Below are 24,598 nucleotides of genomic sequence, written 5' to 3'. Positions count from 1 at the left end.
CCTTTGTGTGCTTAAATCGATCCGATCTATTTTAATGGTAATTCAGGCAATCCGACAACATAATCCCTGCTTTGTTCACCTTAGCGGCGCAGGTAATAGGCAGTTAACTGTCACATTGGTACTTTACGTACTTATCCTGGAGACAGGTATCCAGAGTTGATGTAGGGTTGTTGAGAATTTAAACGTTATCACGTTGAGTGATAAGACGAATTGTCCGAGAATGTAGTGATATTGTATGAATAATACGCCAGTACAACGTGAATATTTCTTCGATAGCATCCGCGCCTGGCTGATGCTACTGGGGATCCCTTTTCATATATCACTGATCTATTCCAGCCACAGCTGGCATGTGAATAGCCTCGAGCCCTCCTGGTGGCTGACGCTGTTTAACGATTTTATCCATGCTTTTCGCATGCAGGTCTTCTTTGTCATTTCTGGCTACTTTTCCTACATGCTTTTTTTACGTTATCCGCTGAAGAAGTGGTGGAAAGTGCGCGTTGAGCGTGTCGGCATTCCTATGTTGACCGCCATCCCTCTGCTGACGCTGCCGCAGTTCATCATGCTGCAGTACGTTAACGGCAAGGCCGAAAACTGGCACACCCTCTCGGGTTACGACAAATTCAATACTCTGGCGTGGGAACTGGTTTCTCACCTGTGGTTTTTACTGGTGCTGGTAGTGCTGACGTCTCTGGGCGTCGTGCTGTTTCGGTGGCTGACCGGCCGCCGCTCAGGCAAGGCGTCAACCTTTGGTGACACCGTCACATTAGGTCAGCTATCGATGATTTTTCTGGCGCTCGGCGTGCTTTACGCGGTGATCCGCCGCTCGCTGTTTGTCCTTTATGCCCCCTTGCTCAGCAACGGCCTGTTTAATTTCATCGTAATGCAGACTCTGTTTTACCTGCCCTTCTTCATTCTTGGCGCCCAGGTATTTATCAATCCGCGCTTAAAAACGATGTTTACCACCCCGTCGCCATGGTGCTTCGTCGGCGCGCTGCTAGGCTTTATCGCCTATCGCCTGAATCAGCAATATGGTTCCGGTGATGGCTGGATGTATGAAACCGAGTCGGTCATTACCATGGTACTGGGTCTGTGGATGGTGAACGTGGTCTTTTCTCTCGGCCACCGTCTGCTGAACTTTCAGTCGGCGCGGGTGACCTATTTTGTTAATGCTTCACTGTTCATTTATCTGGTGCACCACCCGCTTACCCTGCTTTATGGCGCATGGCTGGCGCCAGCGATCAAATCCAATGCGCTGGGGTTTATTGCTGGCTTAGTCTTCGTGGTCGGTATTGCGCTGGTGCTGTATGAAATCCATCTGCGCATCCCCCTGTTACGCTTTCTCTTTTCGGGGAAATTCCAGCCGAAAGCGGCTAAGACTCAAGTGTCCGCAGGCTGATCGCCCGCCCGCTCGCCTGCAGATGTCAGGCGGCGGGTGGTCGGGGTGCGCCCACTTTCACGCACCGCGGCGGGGCTCAAGCAAGCGCCGATAAATATCCGCGGTCTCCTCATCGAAACAGACAAAGCAGACGCGCTCCAGAGGGTTGTAACGCGTCAGAAAGGCGCTGACCGTCTGCACGGCGATTTCCGCCGCCGCCTGCTTAGGATATCCATATACCCCGGTACTGATGGCCGGGAAGGCAATCGAGCGGTAGCTGTTCGCCGACGCCAGCTGCAGGCTGTTTCGATACGCATCAGCAAGCAGTTCAGCCTCCTGATGACCGCCGCCGTGCCAGACGGGCCCGACGGCATGGATCACCGCGCTTGCCGGCAGCTGACCCGCGGTAGTAATCACCGCATGACCAGGAGGGCACTCGCCTTGTTGTTGCCGGACGACCTGACAAGCGGCAAGGAGCTCCGGCCCGGCTGCACGATGGATTGCGCCGTCCACGCCCCCGCCGCCAAGCAGCGAGGGATTGGCGGCATTGACGATAACATCGACGTCAAGCGTAGTGATGTCGCCGAGAATAACCTCAGGTTTAACAGTCATTTCGCCTCCTGTCGGCAAACGTCTTTACATAAAGCATAGTGGGTAATATGGCACGATAGCCCGCCCGACGAAAGTCCGGGAAGCTGCGGCTGGTTATAACCTGTCCGGAGGATAGCAAGGCTATGTTGCGGGTTAATATCTCTTGACGTTGCGGTTTCGTCGCGGGGCTCCCCCATGAATCGGGCCGACGGGCCACCGGTCTGAACAGCCAGAACAGTACAGGCAGAAAGAAAAACAGGACCTGAGGTCCTGTTTATTATGCGGGCGAAATCAGCTTATGCCTGGTCGGGCGTTTCGTTCACTAATGGGGATTTGTTTTTCCGCGCACGCGCGGCCAACCATAGCCCGCAATTTTTCATCGCGTAACCAAACACCAGCCCTAGTGCCAGCGAAGGTACGACCAGCCGCCAGTTACCGTCGCCGGCAAACGTGGCGCAGGCGCCAATAAAAGTGCCTGGGACAAAGGAGAGCAGCAGCTGACGAGCCTGAATACACATCAGGAACGCCACGCCCCCGGTCATCATATAGCCGAGGATTTCAAGATGCGGCGCCAGCGCGCTGCCGTAAATAATAACCAGCGCCCACACCACACCGCTCATTACCGTACAAGTTGAGATCAGCAACCCTTTTAGCCCGCCCTGCGGGCAAGCGAAATAGGCCGTGCAGCCCAGAAAGCCTGCCCAGCTCAACAGGCCAAGCGCGACCGCCACCCATCCCCAGATTCCGGAGAGAATGCCTGTCGTTATTGCGATTGCGAGGAGTATGTTCATGGCGCGTATCATAGCAGATACGCGCCCGCCAAATGAGATCTGAAGCACGTTATATGCAAGATCATACTTTTCATTGCAACAAAAACGTGACCAAAGTCACGTTTATTCTTCCGCTTCTTCCTGCAGTTCATCCCACATGGCGGAGAGCGCTTCCCGCGTCAGAGGTGCCATCGTCCGCCAGAAAGGGGTACCGGCATGCGCCTCGACTTTGCCGAGGAAAACCCCGCACCACGGCAGAATGTAGTCAGCAAACAGCGTTTCCAGCGTTTCGCTTTCCTCTTCCGTAGGATGATCTTCAAGCCAGGAGGCGGCCAGCAGCAGTGACCCAATGTGGTCGGCCTGACCTTCTCCGCTCGGGATCCCGTGCTCGCTGAAGAAACCGCGAACTTCAGCTTCGCTTGCCCCGTCAACCCACGCGCTACGATAAGGAGGAACGCTGCACTCTTCACCGACAAACAGCGCATTGTAATCGGCGGCCAGCGGTTGCACGTCGCAGCTTTTTTGCAGACGTTCCAGCAGCTCATCCTGCTCCAGCGGCCAGCTCGCCGCCAGCTTCCCTTCACGGATCAGGGTAAACAGCGGGACCAGCAGCGGATCCTGCGGCTGACGGTAGTACAAAGAGCCCAGTACGCGGCAGAGGATTGAAAACTCGTTCATTCAATTTTTCCAGTTATTCATATTAAAGATCGGCAAATTCAGGGATCGCCGGCATCCCGCGAGACTCAAGGAAATTCAACAGCCGACGCGGGGACACGTTAAGGATCCGCTCTTCGGGGAAGTGCACATCATCGAGGATCTTACGACACTCTTTGAACTCGCCGAGCGTAAATGCGGTATGCGAATCCGATCCCAGCGCGACCCAACCCCCGGCATCGCGTACGGCGGCGGCAATCGCCCGGCAGTTATCTTCGCTGCCCACACGTGACGAGACGAAGGATGAGTTGTTGATTTCCAGCGCCACCTGGTATTTTGCCGCTGCGGCGGCTATCGCCGGAATATCGACGGGGTATTTCGGATTACCCGGATGGCTAATAATATGTACCGCGCCGCTCGCCATCGTGGCGATCATCGCTTCAGTATGGGTGGCTTTATCCTGCGGCGGGAAAACCGGCTCATGGAAGCCCGCAATAAACAGGTCCAGTGAGGTCAGCATCGGCCCGGTGCAGTCAATTTCGCCCTGGGTATTTTTTATGTTGGCTTCAATACCGCGTAAAATACCGACGCCGTCAACCATCCGCGGCCAGATGCGCATATTGACGAAATGCCAGTAGTGCGGAGCATCGGCCATATCCGGACCATGGTCGGTAATGGCGAAAAGTTTGATCCCCTTACGCTTTGCTTCAGCAATATAATCGTGCAGGGTACTGTAGGCGTGGGTACTGGCGACGGTATGCATATGCAGGTCAACAGGATACATCACAATCTCCTTCTCTGTTTGTGGCAAGAATAGCAGGAATCAGGACGCATGATTAGCAAAACCCCGCCACAGCGGGGTTTTCTCTTAGTAGCCGCGCTGACGGTCGACCTGCCCGTTCACCGCTTCCCCGCGCTCCAGCCGACCAATGGTGCCGGCAATATAGGCGATCGCTTCCTGCGGACGCGTGACTGCAGCGACATGTGGCGTCATCGCCACCCGAGGATGCGCCCACAGCGGGCTTTCCGCCGGTAATGGCTCGCGGCTGAAGACATCCAGCATCGCGCCTTTAAGCTTACCGCTATTCAGTGCCGCCAGCAGATCCGCTTCGACCACGTGAACGCCGCGTGCCAGATTGAGAACATAGCTGTTATCCGGAAGCTGCGCCAACAGTCTCTGGTTAATAATGCCGACGGTTTCCGCCGTGTTCGGCAGCAGGTTGATCAGCACCCGCGTAGCGCCAAGGAAGTCGCCCAGCTCCTCCTGACCGGCAAAGCTTTGTACCTGAGGCCAGGATTTACGACTACGGCTCCAGCTCCGCAGTGGAAACCCCCATACCTGCAGCGCTTCCGCCACTTTCGAGCCGAGCACGCCCGCGCCCATTATCCCGATGGTAAACTCTTCGCGACGATAGTCCTCCAGCGGCTGCCAGCGGGCCTGCTGTTTTAAAGCCTGGTAATCGTCGAAGCGACGGAACCAGTGCAGCACCTGACTCACCGCATACTCTTGCATCTGCTGACCCATTCCGGTGTCTTCGAGGCGAAAGAGTGGAATCGACATCGGCAGCATTTCCGGGTGTTCACGGAGTTTACTCAGAATAGAATCGACGCCAGCGCCGAGAGCAAAAACGGCTTTTAAGTCCCGTCCCTGCAGCATTTCCACCGGCGGATGCCAGACCAGCGCATAGTCCGCATGCTGAGTATCGCCGGATTTCCATTCACGTACGCGCGCCCCCGGCAGCTGCTTTTCCAGCTCGGCAATCCAGTAAGCGGTATCAAATGTCGGGTGATAAAAGATTATGTCCATCATGGCTCCTGATCGCGGGCGCGGGTTGCAGGTTGACCCTGGCGCCGTATTTTACTTATTGTTTTCTATTGGATTGCCAGCATAGCAAATTTCATTTTTCTATCGAATAAAAAGCGGGTGGCGACAAAAAAAACGATTGTCGCGCATTAAAAAAGCAAGTTGCGCGAAGTTTGTCTAAATACGCTGTTTTTTGAAAAAGTTGATTGACGAGAGATACGTATTTCCCTAAATTAGCGCCCGTTCCCGGCAACAACGGGAGCGACAATATGGTGAGGTGTCCGAGTGGCTGAAGGAGCACGCCTGGAAAGTGTGTATACGGCAACGTATCGGGGGTTCGAATCCCCCCCTCACCGCCATATTTAAAGAAGAGCTCGCATGAAAATGCGGGCTTTTTTTGCATGTTGCACGCCTGCGGGGGGATGAGAATCCCCGACCGGGGTTCGACAGCTGGCGACAGCCAGCTGGACAGACTGAGAGCGTAGCGAACAGGCTGCCCGCAGGGCGAGCAAAGCGAGTCAATCCCCCCTCACCGCCATATTTTAAGAAGAGCTCGCATGAAAATGCGGGCTTTTTTTTGCATGTTGCACGCCTGCGGGGGGATGAGAATCCCCGACCGGGGTTCGACAGCTGGCGACAGCCAGCTGGACAGACTGAGAGCGTAGCGAACAGGCTGCCCGCAGGGCGAGCAAAGCGAGTCAATCCCCCCCTCACCGCCATATTTAAAGAAGAGCTCGCATGAAAATGCGGGCTTTTTTTGCATGTTGCACGCCTGCGGGGGGATGAGAATCCCCGACCGGGGTTCGACAACTGGCGACAGCCAGTTGGACAGACTGAGAGCGTAGCGAACAGGCTGCCCGCAGGGTGAGCAAAGCGAGTCAATCCCCCCCTCACCGCCATCTTTAAAGAAGAGCTCGCATGAAAATGCGGGCTTTTTTTTGCATGTTGCACTACCAGGGGGGGATGAGAATCCCCGACCGGGGGTCGACAGCTGGCGACAGCCAGCTGGACAGACTGAGAGCGTAGCGAACAGGCTGCCCGCAGGGCGAGCAAAGCGAGTCAATCCCCCCTCACCGCCATATTTTAATAACAGCTCGTACTTTTCATTTACCCGCCGGGAAATCACTCCTCGCGACCAGGGCGGTGACGCATGGCTAAGTCGCTGCCACCCAACTAGCCCTGTCTGGGCGGTTCACCTTCTAACGCTCATACGTGTCATTTTCTGTCTGAGTGAGGGTCGGCGCGTTCACCGTGACCTGATCAAACCGCAGCCTCTTCACCCCGGCTATTTTGCCAAATTCTGTCGCGTCGATATCAATGGCGCTTAAGGTCAGGCCGTCAATCGCCTGCTCCGGATAACCTTCAATAAAGAACGCACGGGAAAAGCCCTCCTGCTGCCCGCGGCGGGCTGAAATATCGCTAATCTCAATGGCGGAGACCCGCGTTAAACCGGCCTCGCCATCGACGCCTTCAGCCAGATCGCGCCAGTGAGCCGGGGCATCGGTAAGATCGTCCCGCGCACCGTAGCTATAAAGTGGGAACCAGTTCAGTTGGATCATCAGCGGAAAGGTGACATCCAACAGGTCGAGATGGCGGACCGTAATGTCACGAATAAACCCACCGCGATTACGCGCCGATTTAATGCGAAACCCAACGCCGGTACCGCGAAAGCGGTTCTGTTCGATGGTAATGCGTTCAATGCCGCCGGAGGTTTCGCTGCCGAGGGTAATTCCGGAACCGCGTAGCAGCGTGCAATGGCGAATCACCACATCCCGCGACGCTCGTCCCTTCAGCGCGGCCGCTTTTCTCCGCCCTGCCTTCACGCAGATATTGTCATCATTGCAGGAGACGGTACATCCTTCTATAAGGACCTGTTCGCATGAGTCCACGTCAATTCCGTCGGTGCTGGGGCCCGCGGAATTAGCAATCGTCAGGTTCTGGACGCGCAGACGACGTGAATAGCACAGGTGCAGATTCCAGAAACCTGACTCGCGACTGGTGAAATCCTGTAACAGGATAGTATCGCTCTCGTAGACCACAAGATTGCGCGGGCGCTGACAATCATAATCGACCACCCAACGTAGCCCCTGCGCCGCGTATGTTTGCAGCATGCCGCCGCGGCCGTCGCGCCCCCAGAAAGCCTCCCACCAGATGGTCCCCTGACCATCAATAGTCCCCGTCCCGCTGATCTGGACATTCTGGCAGCGATGAATATTGATGATACCTGCCGGCCAGGGCATATCGATACCGGCCACCCGCGTAGTCACCAGAGGGTAATCGGCAAGATTCTGACTGCCGAGTAATAGCGCATCTTTGGCTAAATGGAACGTCACATCGCTTTTCAGAAACAGCGCTCCGCTGAGAAAGCGTCCGGCAGGGATCAGGATCGTGTCGCCGGTTCCGGCGCTATCAATAGTTTGCTGGATAGCGGATGTTGCCAGCTGCCGGGCCTGCGGATCTGCACCAAAGTCGAGAATATTGAGGATTGCCATCGTTATCTCCTGTTCCAAAGCCCCCCGATCATAATTGTTTATCACCGGGGCGACCTTTACATAGATGCCAGGCGTCGTACGTCGATGGCAATATCTGCATAAAAAGCGCTGCGCCGATCGCATTTCATTAATGGCTAAAAATTAAGGCATCGAATAAAAACCGCATCGGCGTGCATGCTGAGATGCCTGACGCAAACAGCGGCCAGCGAGAACATATCCGCAGAGAAACGGAACCGACAATAACGCCTTATTCTTCCTGACAATGGTTTGCTTCAATGTTCATTTCAAAAGATGAAGCGCATCACTTCAAACAGGAGCAGGTAGATAGCATTTCTGTGGGCGCATCCGGAGGTGAAAGATCATCCCGCCATGATTGCTGTATGATAAATATCAAAACATATATGATAAATTATTGAAGGCTGTCATACCTTATCAGGCCGCAGAACCTTAGAATCAGTCAGACATACCGGGAGCACCATGCGCCGGGTACCGTATTATCACCCTGATTTTATAAGGATAATCTGATGTCTGATATCGTCACCTGGGGCGTACTGGGCTATGCCCGGATAGCCCGACAATCCGTTATTCCTGCCATCGAACGAGCGGAAAACGCCCGGCTACTCGGAGTTGCCTCGCGCAATTCTGACGGATTACCCACGGATCAGTGGGAGAGAACCTATGCCAGTTATGCCGACCTGCTGGCAGATAGCGATATTCAGGCGGTTTATATCCCCTTACCTAATTCGTTACATAAAGAGTGGGTTATTCGGGCGCTGGAGGCGGGTAAACACGTGTTATGTGAGAAACCGCTGGGCTTAGATGCCGCTGAAGTGGCCGCTATGCAGCAGGTCGCAAGCCAGCATAACCGTATTCTGATGGAAGCCTTTATGTACCGCTACACTGACCGGATGCGGGTGGTAAAAGAGGTGCTGGACGGCGGGGAATTAGGTGAATTGCGGCATATTAATGCCTCCTTCCGCTTCCTGCTGGATCGGCCCAATACCATCAAGATGCAAGCCGAACTCGGCGGTGGCGCCCTGTATGATGTGGGATGCTATCCGGTCAACTTTCTCGGGATGGTCACCGGGCGCCTCCCGCAACGTTGCCAGGTGCTGAGTGAGATACAGCAGGGCGTGGATACCAATTTATCGGCGCTGTTGCAGTATGACGATGGACTGATTGCCAATATTCACTGCGGTTTCAACGCATTCGGGCGAAACTATGCGGAAATCATCGGCGACAAAGGCCTGCTCTGTGTCGACACGCCTTTTCTGGATGATGCGGAAGAAATATATCTGCATTCCGCTCAGGGAGTACGCGTGCTTTCCGTCGCGCAATCGGATCGCTATCAGGCGGAAATCCATCACTTTTCCGCCGCCGTGCTAAACCAGCCCGCACGGCTGATATCGCCCGAGGAAAGCCTACGGAATATGCAGGTGCTGGATATAATTCGTCACGCCCAATTCCCCGGCTGATCCGCAACCATCAACGTTGACGCCGTGAGTACGCCTCATCAATGCTTCATATCAAGCCACACGGCGTGTGGCTTGAGTGATTATTTTCCGCATGTTTTATCCCCCCCGTCCCTTTGCAGCGAATAGATTCACCTCCTGCAACATTGTCGCCGCACCTGACCCTGACCAATTCCGGGGAAATTTATTATGAACACGCGAGGCGGATCCTGGCCGATCTGGAGAGAGGATGGCGCAATCTCAGCGCGACTTCTCCCTGGTCGTCGGACATCAAAAAAAGTCCGCGCCTTCGTGGATTTTCTTACGGAACGGTTTGGTTCTCCTCCCTATCGGGAGCGTACCGGGGACCGGTCATGCCATCCTTTCACTGGAAACAATAATCAATATCCGGGGTTTTATGTTGTTATTGCTTCTCTTCAGGGAAATGTTCTTTGTAGAGAGAACGCAACCAGTCGATGAATACCCGCACTCGGGGCGACAGCTGCCTGTGCTGTGGATAGAGTGCCGAAAGTGACATTCCCGGACTTTGCCATTCACTCAGCACCTCGACAAGACGCCCTTCTTCCAGCGCATCCGCAACATGGTAGCGAGGTAACTGTACCAACCCACCGCCACGAAGTGCGCAAATAACATAGTTTTCCGCATCATTAACCGTCAACCATCCCTTTGGTTGATAAGCCTGCTTTTTACCATTAACAAGAAGTTCAATTGGATAGTTAGTCCCCCTGCTGGTAGAGAAAAAATTCACACACTGGTGCGACATGAGATCGTCTGGTGAAAGAGGTCTGCCATGCTGCTGCAAATACGTCGGACTGGCACATATGACTTGCGGCATGGTGGCTAAATGGCGTGCGACCAGTGACGAGTCGTGCAATTTACCCGCACGGACAGCACAATCGACGCCTTCACGAACCAGGTCAACCAGCCGGTCACCGCTACTGATAACCAGTTGTATATCCGGGTATTCAATATGAAACTCGTCAATTCTCGGCAAAACAATCCGCGTTGCGTGAGCGCCATGCAGATCAACGCGCAAAATACCGCGTGGCCGCACGATGGTATGACGCAGAGAAGATTCGGCATCATCCAGTTCTGAGAGGATATGCACGCAGCGTTCATAAAAAGCCCTGCCGTCCAGAGACGTTCGTACATGTCGGGTCGTGCGTTCCAGCAATCGACACTCCAGATTATTTTCCAGCGCTTTTATCGCGTTGCTTGCAGTGGCTCTGGGGATCCCCAGCTGGTCAGCGGCCTGACTGAAACTCTCCAGTTCCACAATCCGGGTAAAGAGCAACAGGGTGTCAAATTTATCCATCGGAGCGGCCCTTCCCTCAACCTATTATTAATTTAAATGGAATTATAATATCAATTTACCCAACTTTATACTTCCAGATAAAACACTAATACTTGCATCACACCGTGGTTACACGGGTGACTCATCAAACAACATCTGGAGAAGACAATGAGCGTAACGAATAAAACAGCTCTGGTGACCGGCGCATCACGCGGTATAGGTCGTGCAATTGCTGAACGCCTGGCACAGGATGGATTTTCGGTGGTCGTTAACTACGCCGGCAATGCTAATGCAGCTCAAGAAACGGTTAAGGACATTATCACTAAGGGTGGTAAAGCGGTCGCCATTCAGGCTGACGTCTCCAGCGAAGCGGATGTCGGCCGCCTTTTCAGTGAGGCCAAAGCCGTAACCGGTCATCTGGATGTGGTGGTACATAGCGCCGGTGTTATGCCGATGGCGAAAATCACGCCAGCTGGCCTCGCTGACTTTGACAAAGTGATTCACACAAATCTACGCGGCGCGTTCCTGGTGCTGGCTAACGCAGCGGAGTCCGTTAGCGAAGGCGGGCGCATTATCGCACTGTCCACCAGCGTTATTGCAAAATCTTTCCCGGCATATGGCCCGTATATCGCATCCAAAGCAGGCGTTGAAGGTCTGGTACATGTCCTGGCGAACGAACTCCGTGGCCGCGATATTACCGTAAACGCCGTCGCGCCAGGCCCCACCGGGACCGATCTGTTCTTTAACGGTAAAAGCGAAGAGCAGATCAGCGCCATTGCTAAACTGGCGCCGCTGGAACGTATTGGCACGCCGGAAGAGATCGCCAGTGTAGTGGCCACGCTGGCTGGACCGGATGGCAGCTGGATCAACTCCCAGGTCATTCGTGTCAACGGCGGTTTCGCTTAAATTCCACCGTGATGCGGATAACATCCTATCCGCTATCAGGAGATCATCATGCAACAAGTCATTCTGATTACCGGTGCTTCCAGCGGCTTTGGCGCGCTGGCCGCCCGTGCATTCGCCCATGCGGGTCATATTGTCTACGCCAGTATGCGGGATACCGCAGGCCGTAACGCTCCGCAAGTGCAAAGCACGCTTGAATACGCCAGGCAGCATAATGTTGATTTACGTACCGTCGAACTGGATGTTCAATCACAGGATTCCGCAGATGCCGCCATCGCGCAGATTATCGCCCAGGACGGGCGGCTGGATGTGGTGGTACATAACGCGGGACATATGGTCTACGGGCCAACTGAAGCGTTCCTGCCGGAACAATTCTCACAACTCTATGACATCAACGTTCTGGGCACTCAGCGAGTAAACCGCGCAGCCCTGCCGCAGTTGCGTAAACAAGGTCAAGGATTGTTACTGTGGGTCGGTAGCAGCAGTACCCGCGGCGGCACGCCGCCGTACCTGGCACCTTACTTCGCGGCAAAAGCGGCGATGGACGCCGTTGCGGTAAGTTATGCTGCGGAACTGGCACGCTGGGGGATCGAAACCTCCATTATTGTGCCAGGCGCATTTACTAAAGGCACCAACCACTTCCTGCATTCCGGTAAGCCAGCAGATACTGAACGCGAACGCGAATATACCGAAACCGGTCCAACCGCAGGTCTTGGCGATGAAGCGCTGCGCGGCCTCGCCGCCTGCGAACCAGAAGATGCAGATGTTGCTGAAGTCGCAGCGGCAATGGTCGATATCGTTAATACACCTTATAGAACACGTCCATTCAGGGTACATGTCGATCCATCAGATGATGGCGCCATCGTTGTTAACGCGGTAGCCGATCGTATCCGCAAAGAGTTTTTACAACGCATTGGATTAGGGGATTTATTAACTCCCCATAGCCATGAATGATATCGCCGAGGGCCGGAGAAACTCCGGCCGATTACCCCTCTGCTGAGGAAGTACTGGCTATGCGAACCTTGCTATTTTTGGCTACTGGTTTTCTGTTAGCAGGCTTATGTCGCCTGCTGGTTCGATTATCTCTACCGGTTTACCCACCAGCTCCCGGCATATTTCCCATTCTGTTTTCCGTGCTGTGGTTCGGTCTGGCAGCAGCTAACATGATCCTCGGCGTTACCAGAGCTGGCTATAGCGCCCTGGAAGAGTTGCCGATTTTCCTGTTAATATTTTTTCCGCCGGTTTTAGTCGCGTTGTGGCGCTCGGATAAATAACCCGTTATGAACGCATACCGTAAAATAAATATTCATCATGTCTCAGCCCGGTGTATTTTGCTTCTATTTTTCAGCATATTTCTCAATGCCTGTGGAGACCCTACAAGGACTCATTTTGTGGATCATAATGCTATGAACCAATCCCTTGCCATACCTGTGAAAAACTTTATCACCGCAACGAATAACCATGATACAAAAGCATATCTTGCTCAATTTACTTCAGATGCAGAGATCACCGACTGGGGCCATCACTACCAGGGAGCGAAGGGTCTGCTTGACTGGAACACCACCGATAACATTGGGGTAAATGCCACAATGAAAGTTATTTCGGTCAATGCAATTGAGCGTGATGGTTTGTCTGGCCAGGCTGTACAGATCAATGTAAAAAGCGATAAGTTTAATGGCTGCGGACTCATGCAGTTCTACCTTGAAGGTAACCTTATTCGTCGAATCGTTATTGAACCCTGACTCAGCAGGATAAATTCGCAGACTGACCCACGGCGAGGATTAATTTTACGGCTATCCCACGAACCATGGCGCTGAAAAGCCTTAATCCGAAAATGAGTCATTCCGCGCATTTTTGCCGAAAATGGCTGCCGCGTAGAGTACACCACGTGAATTGCGCCAGGCAAAACGGGTTCCGGGTCTGATTTAACACTTCCTGTTTCCCACGAGCCTCCCCATCAGAGGTAAGAATCGCGGTAGACATTTCAGGATGACGATCTCTGAAAACTCCCCATTGATTGCGGATCTCGCTGATAGCATCCGGATCGAAAACTATGTCATATATTACTGGCTTTAACAGGATAACAACTGATTTTGTCAGACCAACCAACCCGTATAAATTTTATATATCATATTGTTAGCATGATAAAGAGGCCATCAAGGCATTCGTACATTGCGGCCCGCTCAGCGCATATTTTAAGAGAGCTCGTACGCGGTCACGGGCTTTTTTCGTATATTGCGCAGGTCGGGGGGATGCGAAGCCCCGACCGGGAGTCGACAGAACTGTCTCGCCTACACCACGCCGGCAAAAGATCAATCCTCTTCCATTCGCTGATATTCTTCACTCAGAAAATCTACCAGTGCTCGCACCGATGGCAGCATACCGCGGCGAGAGGCGAAGACCGCGTGAATCACTTCCCGCTGCGGTTGCCATGCATCGAGTATCACCTCCAGCTCACCGGCAGCCAACTGGTCGCGGACCATTAACAGCGGTAGCTGAACCACTCCGACGCCCGCTATTGCAGCCTCGCGCAGCGCCAGCATATCCGTCGTCACCATACGCGGCGTGAAGTAAATTTCCGCCCGCGCCCCCCCTGGTCCTGTCAGTTGCCATTTATGCTGATGCCTGCCGGCCCCAAGACTGAGCCCAGGCCACGCGCTCAGTTCTGATGGCACCTGAGGTCGCCCCATGCGTGCAATCAATGACGGGCTGGCCACCAGCCGATGCCCGCGATCGGCCAGCACACGCATCACCAGATCGCTGTCATCAAACGGTCGCGGGCGTACGCGAATCGCGACATCGACCCCTTCTCCAACAACATCAACCCGCCGGTTCGTTGCCTCCAGCAACACATTCACCCCAGGGTAACGCAGCATAAACCGCGCCAGCATTGGTCCGATATGCGCATGTAATAAGGTCACCGGGCAGGTGAGCTTCACGCTACCGCGCGGTTCCGAACGCAATGTTTCCACTGCCTGTTGCGCCGCTTCAGCCTCTATCAACATCGCCTTGCAGTGCCGGTAGAACGTCTGCCCGACTTCAGTCACCACGAACTGTCGGGTCGTACGATGAATTAAGCGCACGCCAAGCCGTTCTTCCAGCTGCGCTATCCGGCGGCTTAACTTTGATTTGGGCTGATCGAGCGCCCTTCCTGCAGCAGCGAATCCTTCATGATCCACCACCTGCACAAACCAGGCTAAATCGTTGAGATCCTGCATCCTTCCCCCACTGTTCCATTTTTAGAACAGTATAGGTCATTTTTGCTATCTACCGGCTTATAGGTCGCACATATAAGCTTATTGACATCAGAAACAGACACACAGGAGAGCACAATGAAACAGATTACAGGTGTCTATACCTCCCCCGCACAGCACTGGGTGGGCGACGGTTTCCCGGTTCGCTCGCTATTTTCTTACCAGACACAGGGCGAACAGCTGAGTCCTTTCCTGCTACTGGACTATGCCGGTCCACACTATTTCCCGGCGGGAAGCGGTAAGCGCGGGGTCGGTGAACATCCGCATCGCGGATTTGAAACCGTGACCCTCGTCTATTCCGGTGAAGTTGAACACCGTGACTCAACGGGCAAAGGCGGCATCATTGGCCCAGGCGATGTGCAGTGGATGACCGCAGGTGCCGGCATTCTGCATGAAGAGTTCCATTCGGCGGAATTTACCCGCACCGGCGGGGAGCTGAAAATGATCCAGCTGTGGGTCAATCTGCCAGCCAAAGACAAGATGACCCATCCTGGCTATCAGAGCATTACGGCGGATGTCATTCCTGATGCCGCCCTACCGGATGGCGCCGGTACTCTGCGGGTGATCGCCGGCAGTTACGGTGATATTGCCGGACCTGCGCATACCTTCTCGCCGTTGAATGTCTGGGATATGCAGTTAAATCACGGCCACGACGTGACGTTCACGCAACCTGATGGCTGGAGCAGCGCGCTGGTGGTTTTCGAAGGAGAAGTCAACGTCAACGGCAGTGACAATGCCCGTGAAGGCCAGCTGGTGGTGTTAAGTCAGAAAGGAGAAGCGATTCATCTCCACGCTACGGCTAACGCCAGGGTACTGCTGCTGGCTGGTGAGCCGTTACAGGAACCCATCGTAGGCTACGGCCCGTTTGTGATGAACACAAAAGCCCAGATCGCAGAAGCCGTGCGGGATTACAACAGCGGCCGCTTTGGCCAAATCTGAAACTACAGAGGTAAATAAGATGTCTGCTCCAGCAAACTTTAACGACTCCCGTCCAATGATTGATGTGAACGATACTGCCATGTTATTGATTGACCATCAAAGCGGCCTGTTCCAGACCGTGGGCGATATGCCAATGCCTGAACTGCGCGCTCGCGCCGCCACGTTGGCAAAAATGGCCTCTCTGGCAGGACTCCCGGTGATCACGACGGCCTCGGTACCGCAGGGGCCGAACGGGCCGCTGATCCCGGAAATCCACGAAAATGCGCCTCACGCGCAATACATTGCGCGTAAAGGCGAAATCAACGCCTGGGATAATCCGGATTTCGTTGCCGCCGTGAAAGCTACCGGACGCAAGACGTTGATTATTGCCGGCACCATTACCAGCGTCTGCATGGCGTTTCCCTCTATCGCCGCAGTTGCCGACGGCTATCGGGTTTTCGCCGTCATAGATGCGTCCGGCACCTACAGCAAGATGGCGCAGGAGATCACTCTGGCACGCGTGGTACAAGCTGGCGTCGTGCCGATGGATACCGCGGCGGTGGCTTCCGAGCTCCAGCGCAGCTGGAACCGTCCGGATGCTGCGGAGTGGGCGGAGGTGTATACCAAAATCTTCCCGGCCTACCAGCTGCTGATCGAAAGCTACAGTAAAGCTCAGGATGTCCTGAAGAATAGCGAACAGCTTGATTCTCAGCGTTAAAACTGCTGCCCTGACGGTTTTCGGCTGGCGTAGTGTTCATTGCTTGACCGAACGGTAAAGAAAGAATAAATACTGCTTGACCGTTTTAGCGCAACTCCCTATAGTAGCGCCCCGTTGCCCACCCAGGGTGAGCAGCAAAACAATATGGTGAGGTGTCCGAGTGGCTGAAGGAGCACGCCTGGAAAGTGTGTATACGGCAACGTATCGGGGGTTCGAATCCCCCCCTCACCGCCATATTTAAAGAAGAGCTCGTACGCAAGTACGGGCTTTTTTTTTGCATGTTGCACCACCAGGGGGGATGAGAAGCCCCGACCGGGGTTCGACAACTGGCGACAGCCAGTTGGACAGACTGAGAGCGTAGCGAACAGGCTGCCCGCAGGGCGAGCAAAGCGAGTCAATCCCCCCCTCACCGCCATATTTTAAGAACAGCTCGTACGCAGTCACGGGCTTTTTTTTGCATGTTGCACGCCTGCGGGGGGATGAGAATCCCCGACCGGGGTTCGACAGCTGGCGCAGCCAGCTGGACAGACTGAGAGCGTAGCGAACAGGTTGCCCGCAGGGCGAGCAAAGCGAGTCAATCCCCCCTCACCGCCATATTTAAAGAACAGCTCGTACGCAGTCACGGGCTTTTTTTTGCATATTGCATGCCTGCGGGGGGATGAGAATCCCCGACCGGGGTTCGACAGCTGGCGACAGCCAGCTGGACAGACTGAGAGCGTAGCGAACAGGCTGCCCGCAGGGCGAGCAAAGCGAGTCAATCCCCCCCTCACCGCCATATTTAAAGAAGAGCTCGTACGCAAGTACGGGCTTTTTTTTTGCATGTTGCACGCCTGCGGGGATGAGAATCCCCGACCGGGGTTCGACAGCTGGCGCAGCCAGCTGGACAGACTGAGAGCGTAGCGAACAGGCTGCCCGTAGGGCGAGCAAAGCGAGTCAATCCCCCCTCACCGCCATATTTAAAGAAGAGCTCGCATGAAAATGCGGGCTTTTTTTTGCATGTTGCATGCCTGCGGGGGGATGAGAATCCCCGACCGGGGTGCGACAGCTGGCGCAGTCCTGCGAGCATCAGGGATCGCGCTGCGAGCAGGCCTCTCTTCCCCGCAGCAGATCCCCGTTGAAAGCATCATCAGTCATAAACCATAAACAGATTAACGGTGCCGCTGACTGGCCCGGTATAATTGACGGCAGATCGCGTGATCATTGCTCGCTGGATATAGCGTGCCTGGAAGGTTATCGGCACAAAACTTGTCGATGGCACAGCAAACATCTTATCCCCCCCCACAGACGTGGCCCCCGAACCATAACTCCCAATATTGACGGCCGACCCGTTGACATCAATATGGTTACCGTTGTACCGCAGCTCAATTTCCAGCCCATCAATTTTATGTCCACCGGCGGCATCGTAAAGACCAATGTTACTCACCGGAAGAGGCGACGCTCCCGCATCTTCAAATCGCATTCGGATATTCTCCGCCATCCCATTACACTCCAGTTCCACCGGAACCGGAACATCAGGCCCGAAGGCAGGGGCTCCCTCTCGGGAAATGGTGTTGGCATCCCACGTTCCCATGTTGACCGAATAATCCGTTGGACGCTGTGAGCTCAGTTTGCAGGTCGGCCGGACCAGCGTCACCCCCGTCCCCGTCAGAAAATGGATGGAAGGAGGCAGGACAACACTCGCCGAACCCGATGGAGATGGCGTTATCCACGAGTTAAACAGATGACTGAAGGAGACTGGACCATAATTCTCTACATAACCGGTTTTAATCAGTTCAGCCCGCAGGGAAATCGATAAACTCCGTGTTGGAATATACCAGAGGGTCGTTCCATTTTCTGTACGCGACCGCAGCATACTCATGGCCAGAGCCGCCTGCCCTACGGTAGGGCCAGCATACGGATACTCCACACCACTTGCGGCAAATACAGCTGAACCGGAAGAGTCACCAAACCCGGCCAGACGAATATAGGCAGGCGTATCAATCCCGTTCCCTAGGTCCGGCGTATCTGACTGTACATAAAACCGAATACCGATACCGGGGACGGTGGTGTTCAGGATCCCTGAATCCACTAATGACCCCGCAATATTATATCCCATAACGGTGAGGCTGCTTGAATTGGCAATAATCCCGCCATATGAAGAAGAGACGAGCGGGGTCGTACCTTCAATACCGCTCCCGCTACAACTCACCGACAGAGGGACATTTAAGTCAGCGTAACTCCACGAAGCAAGAATCGTTCCTGCCGGTACCGAGTTATCGGCAACAACGGAACGGGGAACAGAAAAAGGCTGATTATCCGGATAGGTGTAAGAACATTGTCCTGCCAGTTTATTCACATTAGGGTCACTGGCGGATGACCAGACGTAACTGATGGTATACGTCGTTGCCCTCGTTACTGTTGTAGTAAACATAAGCACGACAGCCATCAGAAAAAGGGACAGACCCCTTATTCTGATGAGTACGATACATGTGCCTGCCGCCCTCTTCATGGTATTAGCTCCGCCCGGTATTCTTCACCCGCACCGCCCCAGTCATGGATCCCACTCCAGGTCACGGTCACGCTGGTATGGTTAACTGAAGCAGGCAGACGGTAACGTTCGCTACCAAACGGCGGAGGCATACGATGGCGATCCTCCAACGTAATCCCCTTGCCGGCCCCCACACTCAGGCGGGCAAAGCTGACAAAATAAGGCGTGGGATTGCTTGCTTTCAGCCAGACGGCATTACCGTCTTTCTCAAGACTCCAGCGAATTTGCTTTACCGCATCGCGGGCACCGGCAGAGTTAAGTCCGTCAGGACGGACAAAAACTTTAAGTCTGCTGCGTACGGCAATCACCAGCTTATTTGCACTGCCGGCTTTTGGCGGTATTTCCTGCAGCGATAGCCAGTATGCGGACTCTCTGTCCTTCGCAATCCCTCCCCTCAGAACCACGAGTCGGAATTTCCCCTGTTTTTTAGCCTCAAGCTTCATCACCGGCGGAGTCAGCACCAGCGGAAGATCATTGTCATTCCCCCGAAGATCTTCTAACCAGGCCTGCACCATATAGGTCTCCTGGCTGTCATTTATCACGTCTACCGGAGTTTCTCTGTCCTGTGCATAGGCAACAATGCGTGTCAGTTGCGGCCTGACGCCGGCTGTCGCCGTACCGGCGAGGAAAATGACCGTCAGAAGCCCGGTGATATATAATTTCAGCAATTTCATTACGTTACTCTTTTTATGCAGTTTCATGGTGAAGAATCAGAGACACTCCGCTCTGATTTTTTTATGCCAGTTATCGGGTTTAAGCTGCTCTTCAGTGGGTGCGGAAAGCGCAATCTGGCATCGTTCTTCAGGCCGCTGGCCCCAGATAACATTCAGTACCTGCGCCCTGTGGGTATCCAGCCCGGTCAGCCAGACAAGTCCTTTCTGACCCACGATACCGGCCTCCTCGGTCTCATTAACACCGGGAGCACTTTCGGTGTACGCCAGCGCACCCAGCGGAATACTTTTTCGGCTGTAAATTTCCACCAGCGCTCTTCTACCCGACCGGGTGGCAAACCGGAGCAGCACGGCGGCACCTTCTGTAGGGACGATTTTGCGGGACGACTCCTGCAACTCAGCACCATCAGACTCCCCGGCGTCCAGGTTAATCTGGTTATAGCGATAAGGCGTCAGCCAGGTCACCACCGCCCGGCCAGCTGAATCGGTCCGGGCATTATTGATACCGGAAACCCTGATATTTTCCGCGCCAGGGGTTTCAACAATCGCCACGGTGTTACCCAATGGCGGCGACATAATGACCCCTCCGCGGTACAGCGTCACACCGCCGGACATCCCGGCGGAGTACTGGCGATAATCCCTTGCGTGGCTAATTCCTGCGGTGATATTTGCCCTGCTGCTATTCCAGCCCAGAGATCCTGACTGACTGTATTCCCCCTGAGTATCCCGCTGGAGACTGGCCGAATAACTGAAGTCGTTGCCAGCGCTGTTGCCCGCATACCCCAGAGACTGGCCGTACTGGTTGTTTTTGTTGCGGCTGAGACCATAGCTCAGAAAACCAGCATCCTGCCTGGCGGGGAGCCATACTGACAACGGCAGACTGAGGGAAAGAGTGAGTTGATTATCGCTGAGACGTTGGTAACGATTATGCGTCAGGGCCAGGGATACGCTGGCCGAACCGACGGTGGTACCCGCTCCGGCACTCAGCGAGCTGTTTTTATCCCCCGTGCCGTAAAAGCTTTCCTGACTGATGGTCATATACAGATTGCCGACAGAGTTCATATTCTGGCTGACGGTCATCTCCATCCGGTTACGCCGGCGCCTCTGCCAGGTCGTCGTATCCGGAGCATACCCGTCAATCCAGCTCTGGCTCTGACGTGCAAGAAATTCCCCGGCATCAAGAAAGGACTCGGACTGATACTGGTAGCCCAGCAGTTGCAATGATGTCCCGGTGACATCAAACTGACGGGCATAAAGCAGCCTGGCTGCCGTACCTTCGCGCTGGCGGTTATCTCTCCAGGTTTCGCTGTGGCGGGCATACGCCAGGTCGGCAGAGAAAGCCCCGATTGCACCGATATTCCATGCCGCTCCCGAGGAGAACATCTGATAATTTTCAGTCATCACAGATGCACTATTCAGGGTGAAATGTTCAAAACCGTATTCCAGAGTGCCGGATAACAGCGCAGGTTCGGATGTCCCACCGTCCGGACCGCGCCAGGTACCGGCGGCCAGACTGTAGCGTATCGAGCCGGCACGAATCATGCCCGGCAGGGCCGTATAGGGAACCCGGAAGGACTGAATTTGCCCGTCCGATTCCTCCACCATAACGTCAAGATCGGCCCCCACCTGAGCGGTATACAGATCATCAATTGCGAATGCGCCAGGGGTCAACAACGTGCTGTAAATCACCGCATCACGCTGGCGCACAGTCAATCTGGCGTTAGTGCGCGCCACTCCCCGGATAACCGGTGCATAGCTGTACTGGTTATCGAGCGACATGCGTTCACTGGTTGCCAGCGAGATCCCCCGCAGAGGGATGGCTCCGGTCATCGTGCCTGAGGTTCGGGTGTAGATTTCACCTACCTGCAGGCTGCTGCGCAGTAACGCAATATCACGTGCCAGATAGGCTCTGTCATGATTGGATTTCCACTGATGCCGGTCATTACGATAAAACGAATCAATACTGTAGAGACGCCATGGGCCGGCATTTCCCGTGGTATTCAGGCTAAGCCAGGCACTCTCAGTGGTACTATCATCTACCTTCCAGCCCGGTCCGGATGCCCCCTTCAGCCGTGACGAGTAAAAATAGCCGCTGTAGGATGAGCGCAGACTGGGAGTGCCGTGATCCCATTCAGCTGGCGAGATCATGGTGAAGCGCTCGTTGTCCATGGCCTCCTGCGGTACGGTAATGTTCAGCACCTGGTGGGTGTGGTCATACTGAACAAAAGCAGCAGGTATTCGCAGCGCGAGATCTTCACAGCGGGAAGGCACGGAGGTTTCCGCGTCAGACGAACCAGCCGCTTCCCCTTCGCGGGTTTCCCAGCCGGAATAGTGGCTAACCCTGATGCCTGAGGCTTTCAGCTGGCGGTATGAAAGACAGGGGATAACCTTGTTATTGCCATTGCTGACGAAGTCAATTTCGGTCTTTTCCCGTAACCGATCGTTAATAACGATATCAGTCAGTCTCCTCCCGGGCATAACAGGATCCTGGTACATAAAAACATCCTGAGATACACCGTTTTTATCGCGCCGCAAAAACGCTTCCTCAAAATCGTTTCCGGCAAAAACACTGACGCTGACACTACTGAAAAGCACCGGGAGAATCATCGATATCCGGGATACCTGACTCCGTGGTTCTTCCGTGTGAATACAGCGCAGTAAAAAACGATACATATAATGATATTCCCCGGTATAGCGCGGTAGAAACCAGATACTGTCGTTACCCAGAAAAGCCGGTCGACCCGGCTTTAATCACAAATACAACAGTTATTCCGTATTATCAGAAATAGGAAATCACGTAGTCGGCAATGCCAGTGACAGGACCGGGGGTGACGGCTGTGCTGAGGGATTTGTATGCCGCCAGATAATTAAGAGTGACCGGACCGGCCGCCGCGGTAGGGAGCGCGGCACCGGGATCGAGCAATGTGCCACCGTTCAGATGAACCGGTGCACTTTGCGCGGTCAGAATCGCAACTGCCACGTCGGCCGCACCGGAAGGGGCGGTATTGCCCATTACCGTATTGTCTCCGGCAGCCGGAGAAGCGGTAGAAAACGTTGCGCGCACGCTGTTCAACGAACCGGCAGCCTGACATCCGGTCAGCTGAATGGTGAATGCGGTATGTCCGGCATAGGTACCGGCCAGGGCGTTCAGCGTGTCGGCAGATACCGGAGGAAGGTTAACGGTTGTGGTACTCCCGGCAGTCCCTCCAGCCGGAGCCGCCCCAACAATGGTGGTACAGGCGCTCGATGTTACTGTTCCCTGAAAGTTGATGGTACCGTCGGCAGCGTTTGCATTGGCTGACAAGCCCCCCACAATCACGAAAGCGGAAATTAAGGCTTTATATAAAGTATTTCTTTTCATACAGGTCCCTTTACTACTTAACTATGAATAATATTCACCTTTTGACAGATGATGTTGAGATGGCGGTACTTCAGCTTTCGTTACGTTATGCCTCCTTAATAAGGTCAATATGTCTCTGCAGAGAAGAACTTCATGATCCGTGGTTCCGGTAAGACCGCACCTCTTCAGCAATGCCGTTCGCTGGTAATAGAGTTTTTTCGCGGTCCAGCCCGTCGCCATGACCAGTTCATTAATTGTTTTACCGGACGTCAGAAACCCTATTGTTTCCATATGTTTATCGGTGATATTTCTTTTAGAGTATGTAGCGGTTTCCATTTTCTTCAGGAGAATAAAGAAAGCATCTTCTGTTACAGTACTATTCAGGACCCAGGGTAATGAACCCGTCGTTTTTTCAGATACTGTAAAAAAAGGCATAAATAATATTCGCCCAAACAATACGCATGATAACTTCAGTACATTCTGCCTAAGAATAATATCATTGAGTGCACAAACCAGCACATCACCAGGTTTCAGATGACCATTGATATCACGCATCAACTCCAGCGTAGACTGCTCACAGCTGTAATATATAAATGCAAACAACCCCTTCCGGTTAAATAGTCCTCTGACCCCCAGGAGAAAATATAAATTATCTGATACAATATGATATCGCATTTTCTCTCTGTTTATTCAACGCACACGAAATCAACGTGTCAAACAGACACATTCAAAATTGTTTAGTATTGTTTTCTTACACCTTTATTTAAATCATACCACCCAAATTTTTCCTAACAGTTTTTAACTCAAATCAACATGGGTTTTGATAGATAAAACAAATCATTTTTCAGCCTGTAAGCGCCACTGTATTCCAGGCCAATGATTAAATATGAAGTTTTCATCATTGTTTTTTTGAGGAAAAATCTTAATAAATAATGAGCAACAAAAAAATAACTCTTTGTTTATGCGATTCATTATAAAAATGACTTGATTTGAATCAATAAACAATCATTAGCGACTTTAAATAAAATGGCAACCTCCCCTTTAGTGACGAATAAGCAATCAGGCCCTCTCTGGTAGAGCGTCTCAGACATGATGCACGCTGAATTTTAGAAAAAAACCTCTCCGCTACAGAAAATTGCCAGCGCCGGCATAGGAATATTCCCCAATTCTTAGCGGACTAACCAATGTAAAGTTAAATAAAGTTATTGTCAGAAATATCTTTCCCGCCCCCTGTTTATAAATAAAGCCAGATGACAATCATGTGCATTTCATATGCGACAGAAATTAAACCATCTAATAAAAATCACAAAATCACATAAACTATCAAAACCAACATTTTGATAGTTTATTCCTATTGAAAAGTATCCCGCGGATCTTTTTATTAGCACGCATGTAACATGAGGAAATTTAATTTGTATATAATTCAATGATCTTCACTTCAGAAATACAGCACCACCGCAATGATTTCGTAAGTTAATTATAATAGTTGTAATATTTATAAAACAAACTAATTTGCTGGTGTTTGAATTCCGTTTAAGTTTCAAATCAAGCCAAATCTCAGTGTGAATGAAGCGGGCCTGGCAGAAAAAGTCAGACCCATAATGCGGGGACAGGATCATGCAATATCATGACGACAACGAAGTCGATTGTAGGGGTTTGTCACGCGTGGTCGCCGTATAGTTAAAAAGCGTGTTAGTAGAACCTGTACTATTTTTTTCACGATATAGCAGATTTGGTCCTCAAACAGTCGAGTGGATGACCGTCCCCTTATTCAGCTTTTCGCGAAGCAAAGTGGTGGCGTGAGTGCAGTATTTT

21 protein-coding genes, 2 tRNA genes and 7 other RNA genes are annotated in these 24,598 nt (G+C 53.2%); 17 read left to right on the top strand and 13 right to left on the bottom strand.

Going from position 1 to position 24,598, the window contains the following annotated elements; genetic code table 11:
* Positions 1–235: 235 nt before the first annotated feature.
* On the top strand, positions 236–1,396 hold the full coding sequence (gene mdoC, locus MC50_RS18120) for a glucans biosynthesis protein MdoC (protein ID WP_032688385.1): 1,161 nt from the start codon (positions 236–238) through the stop codon (positions 1,394–1,396).
* A 57-nt stretch (positions 1,397–1,453) separates the two neighbouring features.
* Here the strand turns inward: mdoC and ymdB are convergent, their stop codons facing one another.
* The 5 genes from ymdB to ghrA all read right to left on the bottom strand — a co-directional run bounded on the left by ymdB (position 1,454) and on the right by ghrA (position 5,197).
* Complete coding sequence (gene ymdB, locus MC50_RS18115) at positions 1,454–1,987, bottom strand: O-acetyl-ADP-ribose deacetylase (RefSeq protein ID WP_032688386.1); 534 nt, start codon at positions 1,985–1,987, stop codon at positions 1,454–1,456.
* A gap of 275 nt (positions 1,988–2,262) precedes the next feature.
* Complete coding sequence (locus tag MC50_RS18110) at positions 2,263–2,757, bottom strand: DUF1097 domain-containing protein (RefSeq protein WP_094898267.1); 495 nt, start codon at positions 2,755–2,757, stop codon at positions 2,263–2,265.
* 102 nt (positions 2,758–2,859) lie between these two features.
* Positions 2,860–3,414, bottom strand: a complete 555-nt coding sequence (locus MC50_RS18105; protein ID WP_032695726.1) for a TorD/DmsD family molecular chaperone — start codon at positions 3,412–3,414, stop codon at positions 2,860–2,862.
* Between the two features lie 22 nt (positions 3,415–3,436).
* Positions 3,437–4,174, bottom strand: coding sequence for a phosphatase (locus MC50_RS18100; RefSeq protein WP_032688389.1), 738 nt, complete (start codon positions 4,172–4,174; stop codon positions 3,437–3,439).
* Between the two features lie 84 nt (positions 4,175–4,258).
* Positions 4,259–5,197, bottom strand: a complete 939-nt coding sequence (gene ghrA / locus MC50_RS18095; protein ID WP_032700315.1) for a glyoxylate/hydroxypyruvate reductase GhrA — start codon at positions 5,195–5,197, stop codon at positions 4,259–4,261.
* A gap of 268 nt (positions 5,198–5,465) precedes the next feature.
* Between ghrA and MC50_RS18090 the strand changes: the two genes are divergently transcribed.
* From MC50_RS18090 to MC50_RS18070, 5 genes are all read left to right on the top strand, one after another.
* Positions 5,466–5,553: transfer RNA gene (locus MC50_RS18090), tRNA-Ser, on the top strand.
* 42 nt (positions 5,554–5,595) lie between these two features.
* Positions 5,596–5,732: non-coding RNA, RtT sRNA (locus MC50_RS18085), on the top strand.
* Positions 5,733–5,775: 43 nt separating this feature from the next.
* A non-coding RNA gene (locus MC50_RS18080) (RtT sRNA) lies at positions 5,776–5,913 on the top strand.
* Positions 5,914–5,955: 42 nt separating this feature from the next.
* Positions 5,956–6,093: non-coding RNA, RtT sRNA (locus tag MC50_RS18075), on the top strand.
* A 43-nt stretch (positions 6,094–6,136) separates the two neighbouring features.
* Positions 6,137–6,273: non-coding RNA, RtT sRNA (locus MC50_RS18070), on the top strand.
* A 120-nt stretch (positions 6,274–6,393) separates the two neighbouring features.
* Here MC50_RS18070 and MC50_RS18065 read toward each other — a convergent pair.
* On the bottom strand, positions 6,394–7,686 hold the full coding sequence (locus MC50_RS18065; protein ID WP_102990900.1) for a glycoside hydrolase family 28 protein: 1,293 nt from the start codon (positions 7,684–7,686) through the stop codon (positions 6,394–6,396).
* A gap of 524 nt (positions 7,687–8,210) precedes the next feature.
* Between MC50_RS18065 and MC50_RS18055 the strand changes: the two genes are divergently transcribed.
* A complete protein-coding gene (locus MC50_RS18055; protein WP_047664635.1) occupies positions 8,211–9,161 on the top strand; it encodes a Gfo/Idh/MocA family protein in 951 nt (316 codons plus the stop codon).
* Between the two features lie 400 nt (positions 9,162–9,561).
* On the opposite strand, the gene MC50_RS18050 is transcribed toward MC50_RS18055, so the two are convergent.
* Positions 9,562–10,473, bottom strand: a complete 912-nt coding sequence (locus MC50_RS18050; RefSeq protein ID WP_032688393.1) for a LysR family transcriptional regulator — start codon at positions 10,471–10,473, stop codon at positions 9,562–9,564.
* 147 nt (positions 10,474–10,620) lie between these two features.
* Between MC50_RS18050 and MC50_RS18045 the strand changes: the two genes are divergently transcribed.
* From MC50_RS18045 to MC50_RS18030, 4 genes are all read left to right on the top strand, one after another.
* Positions 10,621–11,358: an SDR family oxidoreductase gene (locus MC50_RS18045; RefSeq protein ID WP_032688394.1), complete on the top strand. Its 738-nt coding sequence runs from the start codon at positions 10,621–10,623 to the stop codon at positions 11,356–11,358.
* 48 nt (positions 11,359–11,406) lie between these two features.
* Positions 11,407–12,309 (top strand): SDR family NAD(P)-dependent oxidoreductase, encoded by a 903-nt coding sequence (locus MC50_RS18040; RefSeq protein ID WP_032688395.1) that lies wholly within the window; start codon positions 11,407–11,409, stop codon positions 12,307–12,309.
* Positions 12,310–12,368: 59 nt separating this feature from the next.
* Positions 12,369–12,629 (top strand): hypothetical protein, encoded by a 261-nt coding sequence (locus MC50_RS18035; protein WP_047664633.1) that lies wholly within the window; start codon positions 12,369–12,371, stop codon positions 12,627–12,629.
* Between the two features lie 117 nt (positions 12,630–12,746).
* The gene (locus MC50_RS18030; RefSeq protein WP_052135789.1) at positions 12,747–13,097 is read left to right on the top strand and encodes a nuclear transport factor 2 family protein; all 351 of its coding nucleotides are present in this window, start codon (positions 12,747–12,749) and stop codon (positions 13,095–13,097) included.
* 570 nt (positions 13,098–13,667) lie between these two features.
* Here the strand turns inward: MC50_RS18030 and MC50_RS18020 are convergent.
* Positions 13,668–14,573: a LysR family transcriptional regulator gene (locus MC50_RS18020; protein ID WP_047664630.1), complete on the bottom strand. Its 906-nt coding sequence runs from the start codon at positions 14,571–14,573 to the stop codon at positions 13,668–13,670.
* A 114-nt stretch (positions 14,574–14,687) separates the two neighbouring features.
* On the opposite strand from MC50_RS18020, the gene MC50_RS18015 reads away from it, so the two are divergent.
* The 6 genes from MC50_RS18015 to MC50_RS17990 all read left to right on the top strand — a co-directional run bounded on the left by MC50_RS18015 (position 14,688) and on the right by MC50_RS17990 (position 17,020).
* Complete coding sequence (locus tag MC50_RS18015) at positions 14,688–15,548, top strand: pirin family protein (RefSeq protein WP_047664628.1); 861 nt, start codon at positions 14,688–14,690, stop codon at positions 15,546–15,548.
* A gap of 19 nt (positions 15,549–15,567) precedes the next feature.
* Positions 15,568–16,245, top strand: coding sequence for a hydrolase (locus tag MC50_RS18010; protein WP_047664626.1), 678 nt, complete (start codon positions 15,568–15,570; stop codon positions 16,243–16,245).
* 146 nt (positions 16,246–16,391) lie between these two features.
* A tRNA-Ser gene (locus MC50_RS18005) sits at positions 16,392–16,479 on the top strand.
* 44 nt (positions 16,480–16,523) lie between these two features.
* Positions 16,524–16,660, top strand: a non-coding RNA gene (locus MC50_RS18000) — RtT sRNA.
* A 43-nt stretch (positions 16,661–16,703) separates the two neighbouring features.
* Positions 16,704–16,839: non-coding RNA, RtT sRNA (locus tag MC50_RS17995), on the top strand.
* 43 nt (positions 16,840–16,882) lie between these two features.
* A non-coding RNA gene (locus MC50_RS17990) (RtT sRNA) lies at positions 16,883–17,020 on the top strand.
* Between the two features lie 351 nt (positions 17,021–17,371).
* On the opposite strand, the gene MC50_RS28540 is transcribed toward MC50_RS17990, so the two are convergent.
* The 5 genes from MC50_RS28540 to MC50_RS17965 form a co-directional block, all read right to left on the bottom strand.
* Positions 17,372–18,580 carry a fimbrial protein gene (locus MC50_RS28540; RefSeq protein WP_123618899.1) on the bottom strand — a complete coding sequence of 403 codons (1,209 nt, stop codon included), beginning with the start codon at positions 18,578–18,580 and terminating at the stop codon, positions 17,372–17,374.
* 149 nt (positions 18,581–18,729) lie between these two features.
* Positions 18,730–19,473 carry a fimbrial biogenesis chaperone gene (locus MC50_RS17980; protein WP_049267542.1) on the bottom strand — a complete coding sequence of 248 codons (744 nt, stop codon included), beginning with the start codon at positions 19,471–19,473 and terminating at the stop codon, positions 18,730–18,732.
* A 9-nt stretch (positions 19,474–19,482) separates the two neighbouring features.
* Positions 19,483–21,939: a fimbria/pilus outer membrane usher protein gene (locus MC50_RS17975; protein ID WP_267284455.1), complete on the bottom strand. Its 2,457-nt coding sequence runs from the start codon at positions 21,937–21,939 to the stop codon at positions 19,483–19,485.
* Positions 21,940–22,222: 283 nt separating this feature from the next.
* A complete protein-coding gene (locus tag MC50_RS17970) occupies positions 22,223–22,804 on the bottom strand; it encodes a fimbrial protein (protein ID WP_048619527.1) in 582 nt (193 codons plus the stop codon).
* A 21-nt stretch (positions 22,805–22,825) separates the two neighbouring features.
* Complete coding sequence (locus tag MC50_RS17965) at positions 22,826–23,338, bottom strand: hypothetical protein (protein WP_123618898.1); 513 nt, start codon at positions 23,336–23,338, stop codon at positions 22,826–22,828.
* Positions 23,339–24,598: the final 1,260 nt, after the last annotated feature.

Source organism: Klebsiella planticola, from assembly GCF_000783935.2.
Lineage (GTDB): Bacteria > Pseudomonadota > Gammaproteobacteria > Enterobacterales > Enterobacteriaceae > Klebsiella > Klebsiella planticola.
Note: the sequence above shows the minus strand (reverse complement) of the source record. Positions and strands in the feature narration are given on the sequence as shown.

Excerpts from the sequence above, each read along its gene's own strand:
- MC50_RS18020 (WP_047664630.1), bottom strand. The coding sequence starts at position 14,573 with ATGCAGGATCTCAACGATTTAGCCTGGTTTGTGCAGGTGGTGGATCAT.
- MC50_RS18015 (WP_047664628.1), top strand. The coding sequence starts at position 14,688 with ATGAAACAGATTACAGGTGTCTATACCTCCCCCGCACAGCACTGGGTG.
- MC50_RS18065 (WP_102990900.1), bottom strand. The coding sequence starts at position 7,686 with ATGGCAATCCTCAATATTCTCGACTTTGGTGCAGATCCGCAGGCCCGG.
- MC50_RS18040 (WP_032688395.1), top strand. The coding sequence starts at position 11,407 with ATGCAACAAGTCATTCTGATTACCGGTGCTTCCAGCGGCTTTGGCGCG.
- MC50_RS18100 (WP_032688389.1), bottom strand. The coding sequence starts at position 4,174 with ATGTATCCTGTTGACCTGCATATGCATACCGTCGCCAGTACCCACGCC.
- ymdB (WP_032688386.1), bottom strand. The coding sequence starts at position 1,987 with ATGACTGTTAAACCTGAGGTTATTCTCGGCGACATCACTACGCTTGAC.
- MC50_RS18050 (WP_032688393.1), bottom strand. The coding sequence starts at position 10,473 with ATGGATAAATTTGACACCCTGTTGCTCTTTACCCGGATTGTGGAACTG.
- MC50_RS17975 (WP_267284455.1), bottom strand. The coding sequence starts at position 21,939 with ATGTACCAGGATCCTGTTATGCCCGGGAGGAGACTGACTGATATCGTT.
- MC50_RS17970 (WP_048619527.1), bottom strand. The coding sequence starts at position 22,804 with ATGAAAAGAAATACTTTATATAAAGCCTTAATTTCCGCTTTCGTGATT.
- MC50_RS18110 (WP_094898267.1), bottom strand. The coding sequence starts at position 2,757 with ATGAACATACTCCTCGCAATCGCAATAACGACAGGCATTCTCTCCGGA.
- ghrA (WP_032700315.1), bottom strand. The coding sequence starts at position 5,197 with ATGGACATAATCTTTTATCACCCGACATTTGATACCGCTTACTGGATT.
- MC50_RS18010 (WP_047664626.1), top strand. The coding sequence starts at position 15,568 with ATGTCTGCTCCAGCAAACTTTAACGACTCCCGTCCAATGATTGATGTG.
- mdoC (WP_032688385.1), top strand. The coding sequence starts at position 236 with ATGAATAATACGCCAGTACAACGTGAATATTTCTTCGATAGCATCCGC.
- MC50_RS17980 (WP_049267542.1), bottom strand. The coding sequence starts at position 19,473 with ATGAAACTGCATAAAAAGAGTAACGTAATGAAATTGCTGAAATTATAT.
- MC50_RS18105 (WP_032695726.1), bottom strand. The coding sequence starts at position 3,414 with ATGAACGAGTTTTCAATCCTCTGCCGCGTACTGGGCTCTTTGTACTAC.
- MC50_RS18055 (WP_047664635.1), top strand. The coding sequence starts at position 8,211 with ATGTCTGATATCGTCACCTGGGGCGTACTGGGCTATGCCCGGATAGCC.
- MC50_RS18035 (WP_047664633.1), top strand. The coding sequence starts at position 12,369 with ATGCGAACCTTGCTATTTTTGGCTACTGGTTTTCTGTTAGCAGGCTTA.
- MC50_RS18045 (WP_032688394.1), top strand. The coding sequence starts at position 10,621 with ATGAGCGTAACGAATAAAACAGCTCTGGTGACCGGCGCATCACGCGGT.
- MC50_RS17965 (WP_123618898.1), bottom strand. The coding sequence starts at position 23,338 with ATGCGTGATATCAATGGTCATCTGAAACCTGGTGATGTGCTGGTTTGT.